Origin of the sequence: Streptomyces sp. 378 (genome assembly GCF_030124145.1) — a bacterium.
In the GTDB taxonomy this organism is placed as follows: Bacteria; Actinomycetota; Actinomycetes; order Streptomycetales; family Streptomycetaceae; genus Streptomyces.
Genome location: NZ_JASKMS010000004.1, coordinates 313,659 through 331,042 on the forward strand (window position 1 = coordinate 313,659; position 17,384 = coordinate 331,042).

Annotated in this window: 16 protein-coding genes; 9 read left to right on the forward strand and 7 right to left on the reverse strand. The window is 72.6% G+C overall.

The features are described from left to right. Window positions 1–65 precede the first annotated feature (65 nt). Together QNO09_RS08440 and QNO09_RS08445 are read right to left on the reverse strand one after the other, a co-directional pair. The gene (locus QNO09_RS08440; RefSeq protein WP_283969432.1) at window positions 66–542 is read right to left on the reverse strand and encodes an ATP-binding protein; all 477 of its coding nucleotides are present in this window, start codon (window positions 540–542) and stop codon (window positions 66–68) included. Continuing rightward, entirely contained in the window at window positions 542–742 is a 201-nt protein-coding gene (locus QNO09_RS08445; protein WP_283969433.1) for a hypothetical protein, read from the reverse strand. Before QNO09_RS08445 ends, QNO09_RS08440 begins: the two co-directional genes overlap by 1 nt. 158 nt (window positions 743–900) lie before the next feature. On the opposite strand from QNO09_RS08445, the gene QNO09_RS08450 reads away from it, so the two are divergent. Together QNO09_RS08450 and QNO09_RS08455 are read left to right on the forward strand one after the other, a co-directional pair. After that, a complete protein-coding gene (locus QNO09_RS08450) occupies window positions 901–1,755 on the forward strand; it encodes a helix-turn-helix domain-containing protein (protein ID WP_283969434.1) in 855 nt (284 codons plus the stop codon). A gap of 1 nt (window position 1,756) precedes the next feature. Then, on the forward strand, window positions 1,757–2,026 hold the full coding sequence (locus tag QNO09_RS08455) for a DUF397 domain-containing protein (protein WP_502962263.1): 270 nt from the start codon (window positions 1,757–1,759) through the stop codon (window positions 2,024–2,026). Window positions 2,027–2,601: 575 nt separating this feature from the next. Here the strand turns inward: QNO09_RS08455 and QNO09_RS08460 are convergent. After that, complete coding sequence (locus tag QNO09_RS08460) at window positions 2,602–3,021, reverse strand: SCO4983 family protein (protein ID WP_283969436.1); 420 nt, start codon at window positions 3,019–3,021, stop codon at window positions 2,602–2,604. Between the two features lie 155 nt (window positions 3,022–3,176). Next, entirely contained in the window at window positions 3,177–4,388 is a 1,212-nt protein-coding gene (locus QNO09_RS08465) for a pyridoxal phosphate-dependent aminotransferase (RefSeq protein ID WP_283969437.1), read from the reverse strand. A gap of 126 nt (window positions 4,389–4,514) precedes the next feature. Between QNO09_RS08465 and QNO09_RS08470 the strand changes: the two genes are divergently transcribed. Next, on the forward strand, window positions 4,515–5,324 hold the full coding sequence (locus QNO09_RS08470; RefSeq protein ID WP_283969438.1) for a hypothetical protein: 810 nt from the start codon (window positions 4,515–4,517) through the stop codon (window positions 5,322–5,324). A 160-nt stretch (window positions 5,325–5,484) separates the two neighbouring features. Then, on the forward strand, window positions 5,485–6,411 hold the full coding sequence (locus QNO09_RS08475; protein WP_283969439.1) for a S1 family peptidase: 927 nt from the start codon (window positions 5,485–5,487) through the stop codon (window positions 6,409–6,411). A 21-nt stretch (window positions 6,412–6,432) separates the two neighbouring features. On the opposite strand, the gene QNO09_RS08480 is transcribed toward QNO09_RS08475, so the two are convergent. Next, window positions 6,433–8,046: an N-acyl-D-amino-acid deacylase family protein gene (locus tag QNO09_RS08480; protein ID WP_283969440.1), complete on the reverse strand. Its 1,614-nt coding sequence runs from the start codon at window positions 8,044–8,046 to the stop codon at window positions 6,433–6,435. Window positions 8,047–8,061: 15 nt separating this feature from the next. After that, complete coding sequence (locus QNO09_RS08485; protein WP_283969441.1) at window positions 8,062–9,339, reverse strand: amino acid deaminase; 1,278 nt, start codon at window positions 9,337–9,339, stop codon at window positions 8,062–8,064. A 134-nt stretch (window positions 9,340–9,473) separates the two neighbouring features. On the opposite strand from QNO09_RS08485, the gene QNO09_RS08490 reads away from it, so the two are divergent. The 4 genes from QNO09_RS08490 (at window position 9,474) to QNO09_RS08505 (ending at window position 12,444) form a co-directional block, all read left to right on the forward strand. After that, window positions 9,474–10,544 carry a sugar kinase gene (locus QNO09_RS08490; RefSeq protein WP_283969442.1) on the forward strand — a complete coding sequence of 357 codons (1,071 nt, stop codon included), beginning with the start codon at window positions 9,474–9,476 and terminating at the stop codon, window positions 10,542–10,544. Beyond that, complete coding sequence (locus QNO09_RS08495; RefSeq protein ID WP_283969443.1) at window positions 10,541–11,302, forward strand: IclR family transcriptional regulator; 762 nt, start codon at window positions 10,541–10,543, stop codon at window positions 11,300–11,302. Before QNO09_RS08490 ends, QNO09_RS08495 begins: the two co-directional genes overlap by 4 nt. Continuing rightward, the gene (locus QNO09_RS08500; RefSeq protein WP_283969444.1) at window positions 11,299–11,709 is read left to right on the forward strand and encodes a RidA family protein; all 411 of its coding nucleotides are present in this window, start codon (window positions 11,299–11,301) and stop codon (window positions 11,707–11,709) included. The genes QNO09_RS08495 and QNO09_RS08500 overlap by 4 nt, the downstream gene beginning before the upstream one ends. Window positions 11,710–11,934: 225 nt before the next feature. After that, on the forward strand, window positions 11,935–12,444 hold the full coding sequence (locus tag QNO09_RS08505) for a hypothetical protein (protein WP_283969445.1): 510 nt from the start codon (window positions 11,935–11,937) through the stop codon (window positions 12,442–12,444). Here QNO09_RS08505 and QNO09_RS08510 read toward each other — a convergent pair. After that, window positions 12,441–13,793, reverse strand: coding sequence for a M14 family metallopeptidase (locus tag QNO09_RS08510; protein ID WP_283969446.1), 1,353 nt, complete (start codon window positions 13,791–13,793; stop codon window positions 12,441–12,443). The genes QNO09_RS08505 and QNO09_RS08510 overlap by 4 nt on opposite strands. Window positions 13,794–14,065: 272 nt before the next feature. On the opposite strand from QNO09_RS08510, the gene QNO09_RS39885 reads away from it, so the two are divergent. Then, entirely contained in the window at window positions 14,066–17,341 is a 3,276-nt protein-coding gene (locus QNO09_RS39885) for an ATP-binding protein (protein ID WP_502962264.1), read from the forward strand. The last annotated feature ends 43 nt before the right edge of the window (window positions 17,342–17,384 follow it).

Sequence of the window (17,384 nt, forward strand, 5' to 3'; positions counted from 1 at the left end):
CGCCCCGACGGGGCCGGCGGTGACGGACCCACCCCGCCCGCTTCGGCGCGGCCCGCCCAGCGGGCTCACGAACGTGCCGATGGATGACCGAGCGCTCCGGCCGACGGCCTACGTCGACCGGGGCGCTCGGGCGCTTTCGGGGTGTCGGCGTCGGTGTCCGTGCCTGTGCCGGCTTCGGTGAACAGGTCGCACCACACCGTCTTGCGGCCGGCCTCCTGCTGCACACCCCACCGCACGGCCAGCGCGTCCAGCAGCGCCAGCCCCCGGCCGGATTCTGCCTCACCCCCGGCGCCGACCGCCCCGACCAGGACGGGCAGGGCCCGGGGGTCGGGATCGGTGACCCCGAGCCGGACGCACCCGCCCTCCTCCCGCCACACCCGCACGGTGACGGGAACGCCCTCCCCGACGTGCCGGATCACGTTCGTGACGAGTTCGCTCGCGCAGAGCTGCACGTCGATCCCGTGCGGACGCAGGGCCCGCCGCACGCCGGACACCTCGGCCGGGGTCGCGAGCAGTTCCAGGGTCACCTCCGGCCGCCGCATCACGCGGCGCCCTTGCGCAGGGCGGCGGTCAGGGCTCGGGCGGTGAGGAGGTTGCAGTTGCCGAGCGCGATCAGCGGCCGCGTGGGCCGGGAGGCGAAAGCGGGGAGATCGAGTCCCAGGGACGGCAGGGTGATGCCGTGTGCGGCGAGTGCGACTCGCAACTCCTTGACGCAGGCGTCGGCTTCGGCGGGGCTGTGCATGGGGGTTCACACCTTCCAGTGCGCTGAGTGACGAACTCCTCACACTGTGACGCCGACCGCCGTACCGTGACAGCCCATCGGCATCCCGCGCCTGGACTGCGCGTACGCGCTGCTGAGTCCGGTAGCGGGCGGTAACGGCACACCAAGGACGGTGAACGATGGGTCAGCGCAAGGACATCGACGGGTCGACGGGCGTCCCGACCTTCTACGGCAGTGAGTTGCGCTGGAAGCGGGAGGAGGCGGGCCTCACCCTCCAGCAACTCGTCGAGGGCAGCTTCTACGGCCCGAGCCACCTCAGCGAGATCGAGCGGGGAACGCGCCGGATGCCGGCGGAACTCGCCGAGCACGTGGACAGGGCGCTCGGCACGGACGGCTTCTTCCGGCGGCGGTGTGAGGACGTACGGCGGGCGAAACGACGGGGGCACGCGAGCTACTTCGAGCGGGTGCTGGAGGCGGAGCAGCACGCGGAGACCATCGAGGAGTGGTGTCCGACGCTGGTGCCGGGGTTGTTGCAGACGGAGGCGTATGCGCGGGCGGTCACCCGCTCTGCCCACCCTCTGGCTCCGGACGTGGAGGTTGAGGAGAAGGTGACCGCCAGGCTGGCGCGGGCGCGGCTGTTCGAGGACGACCACAAGACCCCGGAGTACTGGGTGATCCTGCCCGAGTCGCTGCTGCGACAGCCGATCCTGCCGCCCGAGCAGAGCGCCGAACAGTGGGAGCGCGTCGCGGACCTGGCGCGACGCCGTCGCATCGTTCCCCAGATCCTTCCGTGGAACTGCGGGGCGTACCCGCTGATGCTGGGCTCGGCCATGGTCATGACCTTCCCGGACGCCCCGCCCCTGGTTTACACGGAGGCACAGTACAGCGGGGACACCATCGACGATCCGGCCCTCGTGAAGGAGTACCGCAAGGCATACGATCGGCTCAGGGCCGCCGCACTGCCCCCGGAGGCGTCCCTCGCCCTGATCGAGCAAGCGGCTGAGGATGACCGAAATGGTAAAGAGCGCACGTGACTTGAGCACAGCGGTCTGGCGCAAGAGCACCTACAGCAACGGCGACGGCGGTAACTGCGTCGAGGTAGCCGAGGCCTTCCCCGGCGCCGCCCACTGGCGCAAGAGCAGCTACAGCAACGGCGACGGCGGCGACTGCCTCGAAGTGTGCGACGCCCACACCGCCGTCGTCCCCGTCCGTGACTCCAAGGTCCCCCACGGCCCGGTCCTCACCATCACGGCCCCGGCGTGGACGTCCTTCGTCACGTCCCTCAAGTCGGCGCCTGTCGCCTGACCCCCTTTGGAGTGGGAGCCCGCTTGTCACCGGCGTGTGCGAAGGCCTCGACAAGGGGGAAATTCACCTCGTCGTTCTCCGGCGGGCCATGGCCATGATGGTCAGCGCCAGCCCGCCGAGAGCGCGCCCATGAGCACATGGTTCTGGTCGCGAGCGGCCAGGACGATGCGGAACAGTCCGAATGCACTACCGCTCACTACGAACAGAGTCAGCTGCTGTCCCTCTTGGCCCTGCTACGGACCCCAATGGTCCACAGGACGAGCGATGCCACTCCCAAAGCGGCCACGGAGACGGGCGGAGGTGGAGGTGGGGTCGGACGGCCGCGTGGTCTTCCGTCGCGTCGCCACCGCTCTCGGCACTCCGGTCGGTCCGGCCATTCCGGCGGATCCGGTCGCGCGTGGTCGCGGGCGGGCGGCAGCCGGGGAGACCGAGGGATCGCATCGCCGTCTCCGACAGGCGTGAGGGCCATCGGGCAGGGGTACCCGACGGCCCTCACGGAGGGGTTAGTGGCGCCCGGTCCGCGCGTCGCTGCGGGTGCGCGCGGACCGGGGCCGTCTGGGGGAGCCCCGCAGGGCTCAGCGGGACGCCAGGGGGCGCGGCTCCAGCGCCGCGGTGTGGGCGTCCATCCGCTCGGCGGCCAGGATCGCGGCCGCCGTGTCGGCCCGGGAGGCGGCGACGACCAGCGCGCGGCCCGCCAGGGCGTGGGCCCGCCGGTGCAGGGCGGTGGTGCCCTGCTCGGGCCGGGCGCTCATCGGCGCGCGCACCGGGGTGCGTCCTCCGCGCAGCCTGCTCACCTGCTCCGCGAGCCGCTCCGCCGCGGTGTCCAGGTCGGTCGAGGCCTGCGTCGCGCGCAGCTCGTCCGTGACGGCGAGCAGGGCGGCGAGATGGCCCGCGAGCTGGATGTCCAGCTCTTCCTCGCGGGAACGGTGGGGGAAGTCCGGGTTGGGGCCGTCCACCGTGCTGTGGACCGACTTGGCGCGGATCGGTTCGTACATGGGAAGGCCTCCTGAGCTTTTGCAGGAAACCATCCTAGCTTAGATTTCGTCTAAAGTTGAGTTGTTCACAAAACAGGACTGCCCGCGCACATAGGGTGAGCGGGCGGTCCGGTGGGGTACGGCGGGCAGGTTGGTGGGGTGTGTCTTCCGTCGGATCAGGGCTGGCTGTAGCCGTCCAGGAAGTGTCCGATCCGCCCCACGGCGTCGGTCAGGTCCCCGACCGTCGGCAGGGTCACCACCCGGAAGTGGTCCGGCTCCGGCCAGTTGAAGCCCGTGCCCTGCACGACCATGATCTTCTCGCGCCGGAGCAGGTCCAGGACCATGCGGCGGTCGTCCTTGATCTTGAAGACCTTGGGGTCGAGGCGGGGGAAGAGGTACAGCGCGCCCTTGGGCTTCACGCAGGTCACACCGGGGATCTGGGTCAGCAGCTCGTAGGCCGTGTCCCGCTGCTCGCGCAGCCGGCCGCCCGGCAGTACCAGGTCGTTTATCGTCTGCCGCCCGCTGAGCGCCGCGACGACTCCGTGCTGTCCGGGCATGTTCGCGCACAGGCGCATGTTCGCCAGGATCGTCAGACCCTCGATGTAGGAGTCGGCGTGGGCGCGCGGCCCGGAGATCGACATCCAGCCGACCCGGTAACCGGCCACCCGGTAGGCCTTCGACATGCCGTTGAAGGTGAGGGTCAGCAGGTCGGGGGCGACCTTGGCGGTCGGGGTGTGCACGGCGTCGTCGTAGAGGATCTTGTCGTAGATCTCGTCGGAGCAGACGAGCAGGTTGTGTCGGCGCGCGATGTCGGTCAGGCCCTTGATCATCGCCTCGTCGTACACGGCCCCCGTCGGGTTGTTGGGGTTGATGATCACGAGCGCCTTGGTCCGGTCGGTGACCTTGCGCTCGATGTCGGCGAGGTCCGGCATCCAGTCGGCCTGCTCGTCGCAGCGGTAGTGCACGGCGGTGCCGCCGGAGAGGGAGACGGCGGCGGTCCACAGCGGGTAGTCGGGCGCGGGCACGAGGACCTCGTCGCCGTCGTCCAGCAGGCCCTGCATCGCCATCACGATCAGCTCGGACACACCGTTGCCGATGAAGACGTGCTCGACGTCCGTCTCGATGCCGAGGGTCTGGTTGTGCATGACCACGGCCCGGCGGGCCGCCAGCAGTCCCTTGGCGTCGCCGTAGCCGTGCGCCGACGACACGTTGCGGAGGATGTCCTCCAGGATCTCGGGCGGGCACTCGAAGCCGAACGCCGCCGGGTTGCCGGTGTTGAGCTTGAGGATCCGGTGACCGGCCGCTTCCAGCCGCATCGCCTCCTCGAGCACCGGGCCCCGGATCTCGTAACAGACGTTGGCGAGCTTGGTCGACTGGATCACCTGCATGTCTGGGAGCTTACGGCCCGGTAACGCGTCCCGGGCCGTGTTTTCCGCCACGTGAGACGCGGGGATTTGCGTCGGTATCGGCGCGCGCTGTCCCACCAGCCCCTTCGGTCCCTAGAATGCGCCGCCATGTCCAAGTCATTCGAGTACGCCGACGGAGTGACCGGCAGCGAGCCGCAGGGCGTCCCGAACGTGTACCTGCCGCAGTCCGCCGCGCCCCCGGTCTACGACGCCTACGCCGATCCGGCCGCGGCGCACGGATGGCAGGACGTGTACGACGCGACGGTCGGGGGTGCCGGTGATCCGGGATACGGCGCGGACACCCCGGGCGCGTACCCCGGTGCCACCCCCGGCCGCGCGCACCCCGACGGCACGGGCGGTGCCGTCGGTGCGGACGGCGCCGGTGACACCCGTGAGCTGCCTTCGGTGCCGGCGCGTCCTCGGCCGGTTGCGGGCCACCGCGGCCGGCGCAAACCGGCTCCGCGGCTCGCGCGCCGGGTGGCGGTCGCCGCCGGTGCCGTGGGGGCCGTGTCGGCGGTCGCTCTGATCGCCGGGTTCACCCTGTCGGGTGGGCCCTCCGGGGGTGCGCGCGGCGGCGAGGGCGGCCGCACGGGTCCCACGGCGGGGGAGGCGTCCGCGGCGGAGAGCGCGGGTACCGGCTCCGCGTCGAACCCCGACGTTCCGCTCGTCGGCCCGTCGGGCGGTTCTGACGGGTCGTCCGGCGGGGTGTCCGAAGCGGCGTCCGCGAAGGCGTCCGTGTCGCCGTCCGCCGCGGTGGGCCGCACCCCGTCCGCGTCCGGCACGGACAGCGCGCCCCCGGCCACCGGGCCGGCGAGCAGCGCTCCGGCGGACACCGCCCCCACCGCCACGGCCTCGGCGCCCGGCAACTCCGGTGACAGGCCCGGGCGCGGTCGCGGCGGTACGAAGGGGCCCAAGTGACCTTCCCATAAGGGAGGTTGAGCAGGCGTGGACCGGACATCGGCCTTCCGGTCGTGGAACAGGTTCTTGTGCCGCTCCCTTGCGACGATCACAATGCACATGACAACAGTGCAGGCGGCCGGAAGATTTCCGGTCGCCTCGTCGCAAGAGGGGACCCCCCATGAGAAAACCTCTCGCCGCCGCGTTCTGCGCCCTGGCGATAGCCGGAGCCGGCGCGGCTCCCGCGACCGCCGCCGACGCCGCCCCCACGGGCGTCGGCAAGGCCGCGGACACGGGCTCGGTCACGTCCGCCGTCTCGGGCGTGGTCACGTCCGTGGAGCAGACGCTGTCCGGGCTCACCAACCCGTCGGCCAAGGCCGTGAACTTCGCCGGCACCGTGGCGCTCAGCAACTGCTCCGGCTCGGTCGTCCGGATGCCGGACTCCGAGGCCGACGACCCGGCGCTCGTGATGACCAACGGCCACTGCCTGGAGTCCGGCTTCCCCGGCCCCGGTGAGGTCCTCGTCGACAAGGCGTCCAGCCGTACGTTCGGCCTGCTCAACGCCTCCGGCTCGCGCGTCGCCACCCTGCGCGCCGCCAAGCTCGCCTACGGCACGATGACCGACACGGACGTCGCGCTGTACCAGCTCACCACCACGTACGCGCGCATCAAGAGCTCGTACAACATCAACCCGCTGACCCTGAACGACACCCGCCCGGTGGCCGGCACCGCCATCAGCATCCCCTCCGGCTACTGGAAGCGGATCTACAGCTGCTCCGTCGACGGGTTCGCGTACCGCCTCAAGGAGGGCGACTGGACCTGGAAGGACTCGGTCCGTTACACCTCCGCCTGCAACACCATCGGCGGCACGTCCGGCTCGCCCGTCGTCGACCAGGCCACCAACAAGGTCGTCGCCATCAACAACACCGGCAACGAGGACGGTGAGCGCTGCACGGTGAACAACCCGTGCGAGGTCGACGCGAACGGCACCGTGACCGTCCGCGAGGGCATCAACTACGCCCAGCAGACCTACGGGATCCCGGCCTGCTTCGGGATCGACAACAAGCTCGACCTGAGCGCGAGCGGCTGCACCCTGCCCAAGCCGTAAGGCAGGGTGCCGGCCGGGCGGTCACGCGGGAGGAGTCCTGCGGACCGCCCGGCCCGCCAGCACGTCCGTGCGCCGGCCGTCCTCGATCACGAACCGGCCGTCGACCAGGACGTACGGAATGCCCGTCGGGAGCGTGCGCGGCCGGGCGAAGGTGGAGCCCGCCGCGACCGTCGCCGGGTCGAAGAGCACCAGGTCGGCCACGTAGCCCTCGCGGACCAGGCCCCGGTCGGGCAGCCGCAGCCGCGCGGCCGGGCGCGAGGTGAGGTGCGCGACGCACTCCTCCAGCGACAGCACCCCCAACTCCCTGACGCAGCGCCCGAGGTAGTGCGGGAAGGTGCCGTAGGCGCGCGGATGCGGCTTGGCGCCCTGGAGGATGCCGTCCGAGCCGCCGGTGTGCACCCGGTGGCGCATGATCGCCCGGACGTTCTCCTCGTGGCCCACGTGCTGGAGGATCGTCGGGGCCAGCCGGTCCGCCAGCAGCAGGCCACGTGCGGTCGCCCAGGGCTCCTCGCGCCGCCGGTCGGCCGACTCCCGGACCGTCCGGCCGACGAAATCCGCCAGGGCCGGATCGTGCACGCCGGAGATCTCGATGGTGTCCCATTCGATCGGCACGCCGTGGCAGCCGTCGGACCCGGTGACCTCCAGGTGGTGGCGGACGCGTTCCGCGGTCTCCTCGTCCGCCAGCCGCCTGAGGGTCTCCTCCGGGCCGCCCTCGCTCGCCCAGCTCGGCAGCACGGCCGCCAGCGTCGTACAGCCCGGGGTGTACGGGTAGGTGTCGAGGCTGATGTCGGACCCGGCCGCCAGCGCCTCGTCCAGCAGGGTCAGCAGCTCGGGTGCCCGGCCGGTGTTCACGCCGAAGTTCAAGGTGGCGTGGGCGAGATGCAGGGAGCAGCCCGCCTCCCGGGTCAGGGCGACCATCTCCGTGTAGGCCTCCAGGGCCCCGGCGCCGTAGGAGCGGTGGTGCGGGCAGAAGTAGCCGCCGTAGGAGGCCACCACCCGGCACAGCTCGGTCAGTTCGGCGTCCCGCGCGTACATCCCGGGCGTGTACGTCAGCCCCGACGACATGCCGACGGCGCCCTGCTCCAGGCCCTCGGCGACCAGCCGGCGCATCCGGTCCAGTTCCGCGGGGGTGGCCGCGCGGTCCTCCCAGCCGACGGCGAGCGCCCGGACCGTGCCCTGCGGGATCAGGTAGGCCGCGTTCACGGCGATCCCCCGGTCCAGCCGGTCCAGGTACTCACCGACCGTGCGCCAGTCGAAGTCGATGTCGTCGCCCGGGCCGTTCCACCCGGCGATCGCCCGCCGCACCTCGCCGAGCGTGCGGTCGTCGACCGGCGCGTACGACAGGCCGTCCTGGCCGATGACCTCCAGGGTCACGCCCTGCGCGGCCTTGGCGCTGTGGTCGGGGTCGCGCAGCAGCGCCAGGTCGCTGTGCGCGTGCATGTCGACGAAGCCGGGGGAGAGGACCAGGCCCTCGGCGTCCAGTTCCCGGCGCGCCTTCGGCCGCTGACAGCCGGCCGCCGCGGCCTCCTTGACGATGGAGACGATCCGGCCGCCGCCGACCACCACATCGGCCCGGTACGCGTCCGCGCCGGAGCCGTCGACGACATCGGCGTCCCGGATGACGAGTTCTTCCATCGCGCCCCGCCCCTCCTAGAAGAACGTGCGGACGTAGTCGACGACCGTGCCGTCCGCCTCCGCGACGGGGATCAGCTGCCACTTGTCGAACGAGGTGCACGGGTGGGACAGGCCGAGACCCATCCAGTCACCGACCTCCAGATCCGCCTCCGGGGTGGTGGCGAGCCAGGCGTGCTGGTCGGACAGGGCCGTCACCGACACGCCGGTGGCCGGGCGCTCGGTGCCGTCCCGGCGGATCACCTGGGCGAAGGGCAGGTCGAGGTCGTGGGCCGCGTCCCGCTTGCCCGCGTTGACGAAGGCCTGCTCGGCCGAGGGCCGTGAGACCACCTGGGTCCACAGGCGGAACGCCGGCTCCAGCGCGCCCTCCTCGGGGACCCGGTTGAACGGGGTCAGCCGGCGGTAGTGCCCGTCGTCGTGCGAGACGTAGGCGCCGGAGCGGAGCAGCTTCAGCACGGGGAGCGACAGTTCGGGGATCTCCGCGAAGACCTCGGCGACCGCGTCGAACCAGGCGCTGCCGCCCGCGCTGACCACGATCTCGTCCAGTCCGGTGAACCGCCCCGCCTTGTCCAACTCGGCGGCGAGCGCGACCAGCCGCCGCAGCCACGCCGCCACCCGCCCGGTGTCGGCCTTCGGTACCTCGCCCTCGTAGCCCGCGACACCGACCAGCCGCAGCGTCCGCGTGCCCGCCACCGCGTCCGCGACCGCCGCGCACTCCGCCTCCGTACGCACCCCGGTCCGGGCGCCCTCGCCGGCCGCGAGTTCGACGACGACGTCCAGGGGCCGCGTGGCGTCCCGCAGGGCTTCGTCCATCAGTTCGACGCCGCGCACGGAGTCCACGTAGCAGACGCACCGGAAGTCCGGGTCGCCGTCGAGTTCGGCGGCGATCCAGCGCAGGGCCGCCGCGTCGACCACCTCGTTCGCGAGGAACACGCGCCGGGTCCCGAAGGCGCGCGCCACCCGCACCTGGTGCGGCACGGCCAGGGTGATGCCCCACGCCCCGTGCTCGATCTGCCGCTGGAACAGCTGCGGCGCCATGGAGGTCTTGCCGTGCGGCGCGAAGGCCAGGCCGTGCCGGGCCGAATACGTCTCCATGAGCTTCAGGTTGTGCTCCAGGCGCTCGGCGGACAGCGCGAGCACGGGCGTGGCGAAGCCGCCGGTGAAGAGGTTGCGGCGCTGGCCGGCCAGCTCGCCGACCGTCAGGCCGTCGGCGTCCGGCGGGAGGCCCTTGAACCGGTGGTCGACGCGCTCTGCGGCGAGCCGGGCGAGGGGCTCGGCTGCGGGGTCGGCTGGCATGGACTCTCCTGATCTGTGATGTTGCAGTGTGTGCAACCTTCATTGCGCATGTCGCTCAACGCTGTCTAACATCTCGGCCACCGCCGGTCAATGAAACCGCCACCCACCGACCTCGCCGAGGAGCTACGAGCATCGTGACCCCCACCGGGCCCCGCAACGCCCCCGACGTCGTGGACGTCGTCGCGCTCGGCGAGTCCATGGTCACGTTCCTGCCCTCCCGGCCGGGCCGCCTCGCCGACGTGCCCTCGTTCGAGCGGGGCATCGGCGGGGCGGAGTCCAACGTGGCGTGCGTGCTGGCGGCGGCGGGGCACTCAGTGCGGTGGGTCGGCGCGGTCGGCGCCGACGGCTTCGGCGACCACCTCGTCGAGGAGATCGGCTCCTACGGCGTCGACGTCGCGTCCGTACGGCGCGATCCGGCGCGTCCCACCGGCGTCTACTTCCGCACGGCGGGGGACCGGGCCACCGACGCCCACGAGGTGGCCTACTACCGGGCCGGATCGGCCGCCTCGGCGATGTCCACCGACACCGTCGACCTGGCGGCCGTCCGGGCCGCCCGGGTGCTGCACCTGTCGGGGATCACGGCGGCGCTCTCCGGCGGCTGTCTCGACCTGCTGTGGGAGCTGACCGAGCCGGGCCCGCGCCGGCCGCTCGTCTCCTTCGACGTCAACCACCGGCCGGGGCTCTGGCCCGACCCCGACGCGCCCCGGGTCCTGCTGGGCCTCGCCCGCCGCGCGGACCTCGTCTTCGTCGGGTCCGACGAGGCCCTCGGCGCGTGGGGACTGCGCGGCGCGTCCGCCGTCCGGGACGCGCTGCCCGAGCCCGGGCTCGTGATCTTCAAGATGGGCCCGGGCGGCGCCGTCGCCCTCGGCAAGGACCCCGGCGACGCGGAGGACGCGGACGGCACGGCCACCCTCGCCCCCGCGCCCCGCGTGGACGTCGTCGCCGCCGTCGGCGCCGGAGACGCCTTCGCCGCCGGGTTCCTCTCCGCCACCCTGCGCGCGCTGCCCGTCCGGGACCGGCTGCGGCACGGGCATCTGATGGCCGCCGCCGCCCTCACCGTGCCCGGTGACCTCGCGACACCGCCCGCGCGGGAGCACGCCGACCGGCTCGTCGCCCTGGACGACGCGGCATGGGGGAGACTGCGACTCGGCCCCGGCTGGACCGAGCGGACACAGCGGGCCGACGAGGAGGTACGTACGTCATGAGCCAGACCGTCGACCGCGCGCTCAGCATCCTGCCGTTGCTCGCCGAGGGCCCCGCCGACCTGGGACAGGTCGCCGACCGCCTCGGCGTCCACAAGTCCACGGCCCTGCGGCTGCTGCGCACCCTGCACGAGCACGGGCTCGTCTACCGCCAGTCCGACCAGCGCTACCGCCTGGGCGCCCGGCTCTTCGCCCTCGCCCAGGAGGCGATGGAGAACCTCGACGTCCGCGAGATCGCCCACCCCCACCTGGTCCGCCTCAACGAGGACTGCGGGCACACCGTGCACCTCGCCGTGTACGAGGAGAACGAGGTCCTCTACATCGACAAGGTCGAGAGCCGCTACCCGGTGCGGATGTACTCCCGCATCGGCAAGCCCGTGGCCATCACCGTCGCCGCGGTCGCCAAGCTGCTGCTGGCCGACCTGCCCGAGCACGAGCGGCGGGCGGTCGCACAGAAGCTCGACTACCCCGCCTACACGTCCCGTTCGACCCCCGACGCCGGCGCGTTCCTGCGTGAGCTGGAGAAGGTGCGCGAACAGGGCTGGGCCACCGACCTCGGCGGCCACGAGGAGTCCATCAACTGCGTCGCGGCGCCCATCCGCGGCGCCGACGGCCGGGTCGTCGCCGCGATGTCGGTCTCCGCGCCGAACGTCGTCGTCACCGCCGACGAACTCCTCACCCTCCTGCCGCTGGTGCGCCGCACGGCGGACGCCATCAGCGGCGAGTACTCCGGCAGGACACCGGTGAAGGGCACCGTATGACGGACAAGACCGCACTCACCCCGAAGACCCACACCACACCGCCGGCGAAGTTCTCGCACGGCGTGCGCAAGGGCAACATCCTCCAGGTCGCCGGCCAGGTCGGCTTCCTGCCCGCCGAGGAGGGCAAGGCGCCCACGCCCGCCGGGCCCACCCTGCGCGAGCAGACCCTCCAGACCCTCGCCAACGTCAAGGCGATCCTGGAGGAGGGCGGCGCCTCCTGGGACGGCGTGATGATGATCCGCGTCTACCTGACGGACGTGGCCCACTTCGCCGAGATGAACCAGATCTACAACGCGTACCTCGAGGAGCAGGGGCTGACCCAGCCGCCCGCCGCGCGCACGACCGTCTACGTCGGCCTGCCGGCGGGCCTGCTCATCGAGATCGATGCTCTGGCCGTGCTCGGCTGATGGTTCGCTCCCCTCGCCCGCCGCGTGCGTGACCCCCTTCGGGAGGTGTCGCCGATCCGATCAACGGGGCCGGGCTCGTCTCAGGACCCGGACCGTGCGGGAGAGCGTGCCGGCGGTGGCGGGGTTCGCGGTGGCGGCGGTTTTGAGTCTGTTCGTGTAGGCGTCTCATAACGATGCCGCGGTCGACTGTGTGCCGCACAGGTTTGTCGACCATACTGCTCCGCTGTGGAGCAGCGCATAGGTTCGAGCAGCCAGCCCCTGGAAGGCGCCGGATTCGACCCGGCCTTCATCCCCGGGCTCACGTCACCCGCGTCCCGGCCGACGGAGGAGGACGGGCCGGAGAAGGAGCCCGAGGGCGCGGACACCGAGGAGGCCGAGGAGGCCGGCCCCGACCCGGCGGACCCGGCGGAGACGGCCTCCTCCGAGCAGGAGGAGGAGACCGAGACCGACGGCCCCGTCTTCGAGGCGTCCGACCGCCGCGCCAGGCTGGTCGCCGACCACAGAGGCGTACGACTGTCCCTGGACGACCAGGAATGCGAGTTCCGCTGGGACGAGATCGGCGCGGTGGAGACGGAGACGGCCCGCTTCGGCAAGCGGTACACCGTCACCGTCCACACCCCTGACCGGCGCTGGTACCCGATCGAGATCGAGGCGCCGGCCAGGAGCCGTTTCGCGGAGTGGGACGCGCAGTTGGACGCGGTGCTGGACGCCTACTTCGAGGAAGACGCCGACTAGGCGCAGTACTGGCTCTCCTTGCCGATCGACCGGTACATACAGTCGGCGTTCTCCAGCAGTTGCAGCACCGCGTCGCGGTTACGGGAGGTCTCCCGCTCGATCACCTCGTCGGGCGGGTAGAACCCACCCCCACCGGAGCGGGGGTACATCTCGAAGGTGTACCCGAAGATCTTGTGTGCTCCCCAGAGGTAGTCGTCGATCGACCCGTCGGTGATGTACAGGTCGCTGGACTGCTCCGCCGTGTACCCGTTGCTCGCGGCCATCTTCTGCCCGACCGCCTTGAACGCCGCGTTGTCGTCCGCTGTCATCCCGGTCGCCGTGTCGGAGTACGTGTAGCCGAACGGCCACAGCACCAGCTCGCTGTAGGTGTGGAAGTCGACCCCCGCCTTGATCTGCTGCGTACCGCCGACGACCCGGCTGCGCACGAAGTCCGCGACGACCTTCACCTCGGGTGCGGACTCGGCGGACGGCCCCCGGTAGGTGTCGGACGACGTGGAGCCCGAGGAGCCGCCGCAGCAGCCCCAGCGGTAGTTCCAGTTGCGGTTCAGGTCCGTACCGACGTAGCGCGAGCCGGGGTTGGGCTGCCGGTTCTTGCGCCAGGAGCGGTACGAGCCGGTGGCGATGTCGTACTCGCCGCCGTCCGGGTTGATGTCCGGGACGATCCAGATCTCACGGTTGTTCACCATGCCGGTGACGCGTGAGTCGGAACCGTAGTCGGAGGTCAGCTCGCGCAGCAGGTAGAGCGCCATCTCGACGGTCAGGTGCTCGCGGGCGTGCTGGTGGTGCGTGAACAGCACCTCCGGTTCGGACTCGTCGGAGCCGACGTTGTCGCTGATCTTGATGGCGACGATGTTCCGGCCCTGGTACGACTTGCCGATCACGCGCTGGCTCGCGATGGACGGGTTGGCCGAGACGAGCGCGTTGATCTCGCTCGTCATCTCCGCGTAGTTGTGGTACTTCGAGTCGCCCGACGGGAAGTCGAAGAGCCGGACGCCGTCCTCGCCCGCGGAACGGTCGGGCACCGCGCCGAGCGGGGCGACCTCGTAGCCCAGCCCGCGCAGTTTCCTGATCTGGTCGGCGCGGCCGGAGACCACGACACCGTGGTCGTGGACCTCGTCCACGGTCACGCCCGTGCGCTGAAGTGCCGTGCGGTCTTCGGCCGTCGAGTGCAGATGGATCTCGTACCGGCGGACGTCGTCGGCCGTGGCGGCCGCTTGACGGGCGCTGTCGGCGGTGGCGTCGGTCGTCGTCGCGGACAACGGCGCCGCGAGGGCGAGGGCGAGGAGGCCGGCGAGGGCGGCGGTGCGTCTGCCGGTGCGGGCACCGGAGCCTCGTATGCGAAGTCGCATGAAATCTCCTTGTGGGAGGTGGGGTTGTTCCGTGCGACGTGCTGGGTGCGGGTGGCGCACATCGTTCTGCCAATGGCATGAGCAGGTCAAGACTGAAAGTGGCCGCGCAGTGTACGCGTGCGTCGCCGCGATCGAGGTGACCCGGTGGAAGTACACCCACAGGGGTGGCCGCGGCGTGCATATATGTACGCCGCGGGAGAGGGTGAGGGTCCCCACAAGGGGAGCCGAGTGTCCGGCTCCCCGGACGACACCCCTCAGAGGACTGGCTGATCATGGGCGGATCAGCGCCACGACGGGACCACCACCTGCCGGCCGAGACGACCAGCTTCGTCGACCGGCGTGGCGATCTGACCCAGGGCCGCGAACTGCTGGCCCGCGCACGACTGGTGACGCTGACCGGGCCGGGCGGCGTCGGCAAGACCCGGCTCGCCGCGCGCATCGCGGCCCGGGTGCGGCGGGCCTTCCCGGACGGCGTGCGCTTCGTGCACCTGTCCGGACTGCGCGACCCGGCCCTCGTCCCGCTCGCCGCAGCCGACGCGCTCGGCCTCCACGACCACTCCGCCAAGCCGCCCCTGGACGCCCTCGTCGAGCAGGTGAGGGACCGGCGGCTGCTCCTCGTCGTCGACAACTGCGAGCACCTGGCGGGCGCGTGCGCCCGGCTCGCCGCGGCCCTGCTGCACGGCACCGAGGGCGTCCGGATCCTCGCCACCAGCCGGCACCGCCTCGGCCTCACCGAGGAACACCTGCTGGAGGTACGGCCGCTGGCGGTACCCGACCCGGACGGCGACCTGTCCGCCGCCGAGGGCTACCCGGCCCTCACCCTCTTCGCCGACCGGGCCGCCGCCGTCGTCCCCGGCTTCCGCCTCACCGCCGCCAACCGGGCCTCCGTCGCCCGGCTGTGCCACCGCCTGGACGGTCTGCCCCTCGCCATCGAACTGGCCGCCGTCCGCATGCGCGTCCTCGACGTCGACCAGCTCCTCGATCGCCTCGACGACCGCTACCGCTTCCTCACCACCGGCAGCCCCACCGCCCTGCCCCGCCACCAGACCCTGCGGGCGGCGGTCGCCTGGAGCCACGATCTGTGCACCACCCCCGAGCAGACGGTGTGGGCCCGGCTGTCGGTCCTGGCGGGCGGCTTCGACCTGGAAACCGCGGAGGCGGTGTGCGCGGACGCCGTCCCGGATGGCCCGGGCCCTCGACCCCTGGTGGGTTCTCGGCCGCCAGGGGGTTGCTTCGGGCCGGGGGGATGCCACTCCGTGGAGGGTTGCTGCGGGCCGGGGTCCTGTCGCTCCGTGGAGGGTTCCTGTGGGACGGAGGGCTGTCGGTCTCTGGGGGGTTGCTGTGGGGCGGGGGACTGTCGGGCCGTGGTGGGCTGTTGTGAGCCGGGGGGTTTCCGGCCGCCGGAGGGTTGCTGTGCGCCGGGGGGTTTCCGGCCGCCGGAGGGTTGCTGTGGGCCGGAGGGCTCCCGGTTCCCGGAGGGCTCCCGGTCCCTGGAGGGCTCTCGGTTTCCGGAGGGCTCCCGGTCCCTGGAGGGCTCTCGGTTTCCGGAGGACCGCCGGTTCTTGGACGGCCACCGGTCTTCGGAGGGCTCCCGGTTGCCGGACGACTCCCGGTCCTCGGAGGGCTCCCGAGCCCCGTATGTCTCCCAGGTCCCAGAGGGCTCCCGATCCCTGTATGTCTCCGGGGCCTCGGAGGGCGCCGTCGTGTGTCCGGAAGGCGGGGAGCGGCTCGTCGCGCTGCCGGCCCCGGCCCTGACGGCGCCCCCGCCCGCTCGCCCGGCCGCGTTCCCTGCCCGGTTCACGGATGCGCCGGGGTCACAGGTCCGGCCCCCGGACGCCCTGGGGGCACAGGCCCCGCTCACGGACCCCCCGAGGGCACAGGTCCGGCCCCCGGACCTCCCGGGGTCACAGGTCCGGCCCCCGGACGCCCTGGGGGCACAGGCCCCGCTCACGGACCCCCCGAGGGCACAGGTCCGGCCCCCGGACCTCCCGGGGTCACAGGTCCGGCCCCCGGACGTCCCGTGGGCACAGGCCCGGCCCCCGGACGCCCCCGGGCTCACGGGCCTCCCGGGGCCACACGCCCGGCCCCCCGCGGCGCCCACCCGGGCCCTGGCTTCCGCGCCCCGCCTGCGTGCCGACGACGTGCTGGAAGCCGTCGCCGGGCTCGTGGACAAGTCCGTGCTCAGCCGTGAGCCCGGGCCCGGTGGGGTGCGCTACCGGCTGCTCGACACCCTGCGGCAGTACGGGCTGGAGCAGTTGCGGCGGGACGCCGGGGAGGAGGAGACCGCCCGGCGGCGGCAGCGGGACTGGATGCTGCGGCGGGCCGAGGAATGCGAGCGCGGCTGGTTCGGGCCCGGGCAGCCGGAGACCGTCGCCCGGTTGCGCGCCGACCGGGACAACCTGCGCGCCGCCCTCGACTTCAGCCTGTCCACCCCCGGCGAGGAGCTCGCCGCACTGCGCCTCGCCGGCGCGCTCTGGTTCTACTGGCATGCATGCGGCGCCTCCCGCGAGGGCCTGTACTGGCTCGACCGGGCCCTGGCCGCCGCCCCCGAACCGACCCGGGAACGCGCCCGCGGCCTCTGGGTCGCCGGGCTGCTGGCCGCCGCCACCCGGGACTTCCCCCGGGGCCGCCGCCACGCCACCGAGGCCCTCACCCTCGCCCGGGCCCTCGGTGACGCGGCCGAGGGCGCCCACGCCGAGTACGTCATCGGCGTCATCCGACTGTTCGGCGGTGACCTGCCCGGAGCGCTGAGGCACTTCGAGACCACCGTCGGCCGTGGCCCGGTGCCCGGCCAGCACCTCAGCCTCGTCGGCCTGGACCAGGTCGAACTCGCCTGCGCGCTGGGCTTCCTGGGGGAGGCCGAGCGGGCCGTGGAGGTCTGCGAGCAGGCCCTGCGGCTGTGCGAGCGGCACGGCGAGCAATGGGTGCGCTCGTACGTGCTGCGGATACTCGCCCTCGCGCACACCGTGCGCGGCGACTGGCCCCGGGCCGAACGGCACGCCCGCGAGGCCCTGCGGCTCAAACTCGCCGTCCACGACGTCATCGGCATCGCCCTCACCCTCGACCTGCTGGCGTCCGTCGCGGCGGCTCGCGACGCCCACCGGCACGCCGCCCTGCTGCTGGGCGGCGCCGACCGCGTCTGGGCCGACATCGACACCGGCCGCTGGGGTGCCTCCGTCCTCACCTCCGTACGCCGGGACAGCGAGGAGCGGGCCGTGCGGGCCCTGGGGCGCGAGGCGTTCGAGCGGGCCCACCGGCGGGGCGCGGCGCTCGGTCTCGCCGAGCTGGCCGGCCACGCGCTCCAGGAGCCCGGCCGACCGCACCCCACGGAGCCCGCCGCCCCGCCGCACGACGACACCGCGGTGCGGCTGACCCGCCGCGAGACCGAAGTCGCCCGGCTCGTCGCCGAGGGACTCGCCAACCAGCAGATCGCCGACCGCCTGGTGATCGCCCGCCGCACCGCCGAAGGCCATGTGGAACGCATCCTCGGCAAGCTCGGCTTCAGCAACCGCAGCCAGATCGCCGCCTGGATGACGGCGCAGCGCTGACCCGCCCCCACGACCCGCACGCACACCCACCCGAGGGGATCGT

Bases quoted from the DNA above. Each gene is read 5' to 3' on its own strand.
- QNO09_RS08475 (WP_283969439.1), top strand. From the start codon at position 5,485: ATGAGAAAACCTCTCGCCGCCGCGTTCTGCGCCCTGGCGATAGCCGGA.
- QNO09_RS08440 (WP_283969432.1), bottom strand. From the start codon at position 542: ATGCGGCGGCCGGAGGTGACCCTGGAACTGCTCGCGACCCCGGCCGAG.
- QNO09_RS08445 (WP_283969433.1), bottom strand. From the start codon at position 742: ATGCACAGCCCCGCCGAAGCCGACGCCTGCGTCAAGGAGTTGCGAGTC.
- QNO09_RS08500 (WP_283969444.1), top strand. From the start codon at position 11,299: ATGACGGACAAGACCGCACTCACCCCGAAGACCCACACCACACCGCCG.
- QNO09_RS08470 (WP_283969438.1), top strand. From the start codon at position 4,515: ATGTCCAAGTCATTCGAGTACGCCGACGGAGTGACCGGCAGCGAGCCG.
- QNO09_RS39885 (WP_502962264.1), top strand. From the start codon at position 14,066: ATGGGCGGATCAGCGCCACGACGGGACCACCACCTGCCGGCCGAGACG.
- QNO09_RS08485 (WP_283969441.1), bottom strand. From the start codon at position 9,339: ATGCCAGCCGACCCCGCAGCCGAGCCCCTCGCCCGGCTCGCCGCAGAG.
- QNO09_RS08450 (WP_283969434.1), top strand. From the start codon at position 901: ATGGGTCAGCGCAAGGACATCGACGGGTCGACGGGCGTCCCGACCTTC.
- QNO09_RS08460 (WP_283969436.1), bottom strand. From the start codon at position 3,021: ATGTACGAACCGATCCGCGCCAAGTCGGTCCACAGCACGGTGGACGGC.
- QNO09_RS08480 (WP_283969440.1), bottom strand. From the start codon at position 8,046: ATGGAAGAACTCGTCATCCGGGACGCCGATGTCGTCGACGGCTCCGGC.
- QNO09_RS08510 (WP_283969446.1), bottom strand. From the start codon at position 13,793: ATGCGACTTCGCATACGAGGCTCCGGTGCCCGCACCGGCAGACGCACC.
- QNO09_RS08465 (WP_283969437.1), bottom strand. From the start codon at position 4,388: ATGCAGGTGATCCAGTCGACCAAGCTCGCCAACGTCTGTTACGAGATC.
- QNO09_RS08495 (WP_283969443.1), top strand. From the start codon at position 10,541: ATGAGCCAGACCGTCGACCGCGCGCTCAGCATCCTGCCGTTGCTCGCC.